The sequence below is a fragment of the Arsukibacterium sp. genome (assembly GCF_033722355.1).
Classification (GTDB): Bacteria; Pseudomonadota; Gammaproteobacteria; order Enterobacterales; family Alteromonadaceae; genus Alishewanella.
On sequence record NZ_JAWVZF010000171.1, the window covers coordinates 1 to 5,738 of the forward strand.

The window sequence follows — 5,738 nt, forward strand, 5'->3', positions numbered from 1 at the left end:
CTGGCCTTTTGTTCCCAGCTGAACCACCCGTTTTGGTGAACCATCGGCATTGAGTTCCACCAGGCCAATACCGGCCATATTCAGCAGTCGTTCGCCGGCATTGGCATTATCCGGTTTATGCGGCACCACTCTCATTCGCCGCCGTTTGGTCAGCCAGTTTAATGGTGAGCGGGGGGCATACAGCCAACGATTCAGCCGGTCGAGTATATCCAGTAACCGGCGTGGAAACTCATTTTTTAAACCACTGCTGGTAATTTGCCAGATATCCGGCCCGTTTCCCCGGCCACGCAAATTAACTTCATAAACAAAAGAGTAATGAACATCGCCGGATAAAATAACAAAGTGCTTCGGGGTTTTCGGATGGCGGAATAAATTCATCAGCGCATAGGCCGTACCAGGGTGCGCCATCCAGTTTTCAGCATCAACCAGCAGTGGCTTGCCAGCTAAGGTAAATACTCTTTGGATGCCTTCAATCAGTTTTACACCGAATATCGGGGCAGGCGATACCAGCACCACGGCATCAAGGCCGATTAAATCCTGTTGTAATTCACAGATGGCTTCCCAGTCAAGCAAGCCGGAGGGGTTTGCCAGGGCCCGTTCAGAGCGCCAGCGCCGGGTGCGGGTATCCAGTACCAATAGTGGCGGGTTGGTCGGCCACTGATAATGCCACTGATTAAAATTCAGCAGCTCAGTAATCAGTTGCTGATGCTGCTCTGAGCCACTGTTGCTTAATGCCAGCTCAGCGTGCTGTAACAACGTGGCGTTAAAGCGCTGTGGCGTATTGCCCCAGGCCTGACACAACAGATAACCGATTAAAGCATTGCCGATAATCCGGCGCGAGAACGGATGAGTATAAGCGGTTTGCTCCCACTCGGCGCTCAGGTTCCAGTCATCGGTAATATCGTGGTCGTCGAAAATCATCGCGCCTGGCAGATGTGCCAGTACGCGGCGCACTTTGCCAAGGCCAGTGGCAAACTGGCGGATAATCGTCTGTTGCTCGTTATATTGCTGTTGTTCATTGGCTGTCAGGCTTGCCAGCATCGCCGGGCTAAGTTCAGTCGAATCAGCCTGCCAGCCTGCCGGTGACCAGACCAGCAAGTACATCGTCATAACCTCAGCCAGGCTGATCAAATGATTACGGGCATTATCAGAGGTGAAAACCGGCTTTTTGGCACCTTTGAAAACCTGAGTAAGCACCGCCTGGCCGGCAGCCGTTTTGGGCAACAAGCTGTCACGATGGTAATAGTGCGGCTGGCTGGTATGCAGCACTGATGCCTGACTGACCGTTGAGCACGGCAGGCTTTCATCACTGAAATCCAGCTGGTTAACCAGCTGATGAATGGCCCTGAGCATAGGCGCGGCGACGTCATCAGCATAGACCTGATCGCCACTGTGTAACAATAATGCCGGCCAGTCTTCAGCGGGTGTTTGCTGTAAATGCAGATCTGCGGCCAACAGGCCATCCTCGGTATCAAAGTGTGGTTTACGGCACGAGCCATGCAACAGACGCTGTAACCTCGGCTGGATCACAAATCCCGGATTAGTGCGCCCCGGATAGATCAGATCAGGTGCCCAGTGCTGCCAGCTAAGCCAGGCTGGTTGGTCTGCGTCCTCGCCGTGGGACTGCAGTTCGTTATTCAGCTGCAAATCGTAGCCAATCCAGCATGCGGTGGGCAGAGGCTGCTGCAGCGGTATGGCAATAAGCTGTAAGAAAAGATGCCGGGCGCAGCGGATACTCTGGCAGTATTGCTGCATTTGTGCCGGGTTAAAATGCAAAGCGTCAGCGCAGTCCGGGTAAAGATCCAGTTGCAACTTTACCGGCCGGCTGGTTGCCAGCCAGAATGTCAGACCGGTTGGGGTAATTTTACGCAGCAATGGCCCCGCCAGCACCAGCGGCAATTTAGCGTTGCCAGCTAACAATGAGGCAGAGTCTGTCATTTAAGCGCTCATCTTAATGTTACAAACTCTTCTGCGCTGGTCGGGTGCAATGCGACAGTGGCGTCAAAGTCGGCTTTGGTCGCTCCCATTTTCATTGCCACCGCAAAGCCCTGCAGTACTTCATCCATGCCCTCACCAATGCCATGCAGACCAACCACTTTCTCGTCTTTACCTGCACATACCAGCTTAAAGCAGCTTAACGCCCGGTGGCGGGTAATGGCGTTATACATGGCAGCAAAGCTGGAGCGGTACACTTTTATATTGGTATCGCCATATTGCTCGCGGGCCCGGGCTTCCGTTAAGCCAATGGTGCCGATAGGCGGATGACTGAATACAATGGTCGGAATAAGCGAGTAATCCATATGGGCATCGGGCAGCGCCGGGTTAAACAACCGTTCAGCCAGCTGTCTGCCCGCTTTAATCGCGACCGGGGTAAGCTGAGCCTCACCGGTAATATCGCCTACCGCATACACGCCTTTGACATTAGTATTCTGGTACTTGTCAGTCCGGATATAACCCTGATGATCGGTTGTTACACCGGCTGCCTGCAAATTAAGGTTAGCCGTGGCCGGGGCGCGGCCAATCGCCCAGATCAGGCAGTCGACACCGGCAAATTCGGTACCGTCATCGCAGCTGACGGTTAAGGTACCATCGTTGTTTTTCACTACTTGTCTGACATTGCTATGCGTATGCAGCTGTAACTTATCCTGCTTCATTCTGGCCAGCAGCATATCCGTCATGTCGGGGTCAAAGTCGCGCAGTGGCCGGTCATGGCGGATCAGTAAGTGGCTGTCGGTACCTAACGCATGTAACACGCCGGCAATTTCCACCGCAATATAACCGGCGCCGACTACCAGGGCTTTTTTCGGCTGGGTTGTCAGTGCAAAAAAACCGTCTGAGTCGATACCATGTTCGGCACCGGGCACGTCCGGGATCAGCGGCTCACCACCGACCGCAATAGTAATGTGATCCGCGGTAATCTGCTCACCGTTCACTTCCACCGTATTCGCGTTGACAAAACGGGCATAGCCTTCAATAAATTCGACGCCGTTACTGGCAAAACCCCGTTTATAACCGGCATGGATCCGTTCAATATAGGCCTGACGGTTTTTTACCAGGGTAGCCCAGTCAAAGCCCTGGTCAGCCAGGCTAAAGCCATAGTCGGCGCTGTATTTAATGGCTTCGGCAATGTGAGCGCCATACCACATTACTTTTTTGGGTACGCAGCCGACGTTGACACAGGTACCGCCAACGGCTTTCGCTTCAATCACTGCGGCACTGGCGCCACGGATCGCGGCCCGGTTAGCTGAGGCAATACCACCACTGCCGGCACCAATTGCCAGATAATTAAAATGCCTTGCCATAATTCTGCCCTTAATAATTGTAAAAATGTGCGGCTTCGCCGGATATACGCCAGATATAAGACTAACCGTCACTAAAAACAAGGATATTGCGACCAGCATACCCGGCACTGCCTTGACAAATGCGTTGGACAACCCAAGATAGGCAACATTATCAGCGCTACAGCAGGATACCTTTTTATGTCGCAACTATTATCAGACCAGCAACCCCTCGCTGCGGACAACAACCCGTTACTGACCTTTACTGATTTGCCACCCTTTTCAGAAATTAAACCTGAGCAGGTAAAACCGGCAGTTGAAACCGCTATTGCTGACTCACGCCAGGCGGTTGAGCGGGTGCTGGCTTTGGGCGACATCAGCTGGCAAAGTCTGGTGGAGCAACTGGAGCAGGACAGCGATCAGCTTGGCCGGCTCTGGTCGCCGGTGTCGCATTTAAATGCTGTGGTCAACAGCCCGCAACTGCGCGAGGCGTACGAGAGTTGCTTACCGTTGTTGTCAGAATTCAGCACCTGGCTTGGCCAGCATGAAGGCCTATATCAGGCCTATCAGACACTGCATGCCAGTGATGAGTTTGCCAGATTAGACCCTGCCCGGCAAAAAGTGATCACCAATGCTTTGCGTGATTTTAAATTGTCGGGTATTGGTCTGTCGGCTGACAAGAAACAGCGTTATGGTGAAATTCAACGTCGTTTATCTGAGCTCAGCTCAACTTTTTCCAATAATACCCTGGATGCAACCGAAGCCTGGTTTAAACAGATAACGGATGAGAGCCTGCTCAGTGGTTTGCCCGAAGATGCCCGCCTGGCCGCTGCTGAAGAGGCTAATAACCGTAAGTTAGACGGTTGGGTATTCACGCTGGAATTCCCCAGCTATATTGCGATTATGACCTATGCTGATAACCGGTCGTTACGGGAGGAGTTTTACAGCGCCTATTGTACCCGGGCCTCGGACCAGGGGCCGCATGCCGGTAAGTTTGATAACAGCGCCATTATTGATGAAATTCTGGCCCTGAAACATGAGCTGGCCCAGCTGCTGGACTTTGCCAACGCGGCTGAAGAGTCGCTGGCAACAAAAATGGCCGACAGTCCGGCGCAGGTGCTGGACTTTTTAACAGATTTAGCGCGCCGAGCCAAACCGCAGGCCGAACAGGATCTGATAGAGCTTGCGGCTTTTGCCAAAGACAGCTTTCAGGCAGCAGAGCTTGCGGCGTGGGACGTCACCTATTACAGCGAAAAACTCAAACAAGCCCGCTATGCTGTTTCGGATGAGCAGTTACGGCCTTATTTCCCGGAAACTAAGGTGGTGCCGGGGCTGTTCCAGGTGATTAATAAGTTATTCGGCGTCACTGTCACCGAGCGTCAGGGGGTCGATGTCTGGCACCCTGATGTGCGTTTTTATGATATTACTGACAGTAACGGTGAGCTGCGCGGCAGCTTTTACCTCGACTTGTACGCCCGCAGCCAGAAGCGCGGCGGCGCCTGGATGGCAGATTATCGTGGCCGGCGCCGGCTGGCTGACGGCAGTATTCAGACCCCGGTGGCTTATTTAACCTGCAATTTTAATAAGCCAGTCGGTGGTAAGCCCGCGTTGTTTACTCATGATGAAGTGGTGACCTTATTTCATGAATTCGGCCATGGTTTGCACCACATGCTTACTAAGGTTGATGCTGCAGCCGTTGCTGGTATCAGCGGGGTCGCCTGGGATGCCGTGGAGCTACCCAGTCAGTTTCTGGAAAACTGGTGCTGGGCACCTGAGGCACTGGCGATTATTTCCGGCCATTACCAAACCGGCGAGCCGCTACCACAGGATTTGCTGAATAAAATGCTGGCGGCGAAAAACTTTCAGTCGGCGATGTTTTTAGTGCGCCAGCTGGAATTTGCATTATTTGATATGCGGCTGCATTTTGAATACAGCGATGCCACAGCGGGCCGGGTGCAGCAGCTGCTTGATGAGGTGCGCAGCGAAGTTTCGGTTATTATCCCGCCACGTTATAACCGCTTTCAGCACGGTTTTGGTCATATTTTCGCGGGCGGTTACGGTGCGGGTTACTACAGTTACTTGTGGGCTGAAGTATTATCAGCCGATGCGTTCAGCCGGTTTGAAGAGGAAGGGGTATTTAATCCGGCAACCGGTCGCGATTTCTTAACGTGGATTTTAGAGCGCGGCGGCAGTGCCGAGCCAATGGAGTTATTTGTAGGCTTCCGGGGCCGGGAGCCGTCAAACGAAGCTTTATTACGCCATATGGGCATTGCCAGTTAAAATGTTAACATTCAATTAATTGCTTAATCAGCATTGCTCTGTCAGGATGATCCCAAAACGGAGGTGGCGTGTAATGAAATATCCAATCGTGTTACTGACAATGTTGCTGGCATTGACCGGATGCCAGCAGGGCCAGGCAGCGAGTGACGGGCGGTTGCCGCCTGAGCCGCTGGTCGAGCC

The 5,738-nt window shown here is 52.9% G+C and carries 3 protein-coding genes; 1 reads left to right on the forward strand and 2 read right to left on the reverse strand.

The window, feature by feature from the left end:
* Together R3177_RS12675 and gorA are read right to left on the reverse strand one after the other, a co-directional pair.
* Window positions 1–1,938: alkaline phosphatase D family protein (locus R3177_RS12675; RefSeq protein WP_318971395.1), on the reverse strand; the 1,938-nt coding region annotated here is incomplete at its 3' end.
* Between the two features lie 8 nt (window positions 1,939–1,946).
* Window positions 1,947–3,302 (reverse strand): glutathione-disulfide reductase, encoded by a 1,356-nt coding sequence (gene gorA, locus R3177_RS12680; RefSeq protein ID WP_318971396.1) that lies wholly within the window; start codon window positions 3,300–3,302, stop codon window positions 1,947–1,949.
* A 177-nt stretch (window positions 3,303–3,479) separates the two neighbouring features.
* Between gorA and prlC the strand changes: the two genes are divergently transcribed.
* Entirely contained in the window at window positions 3,480–5,558 is a 2,079-nt protein-coding gene (gene prlC / locus R3177_RS12685) for an oligopeptidase A (RefSeq protein WP_318971397.1), read from the forward strand.
* Window positions 5,559–5,738: the final 180 nt, after the last annotated feature.

What these genes read in the sequence shown, in the direction of transcription:
- gorA (WP_318971396.1), bottom strand. Translation starts at nt 3,302, where the DNA reads ATGGCAAGGCATTTTAATTATCTGGCAATTGGTGCCGGCAGTGGTGGT.
- prlC (WP_318971397.1), top strand. Translation starts at nt 3,480, where the DNA reads ATGTCGCAACTATTATCAGACCAGCAACCCCTCGCTGCGGACAACAAC.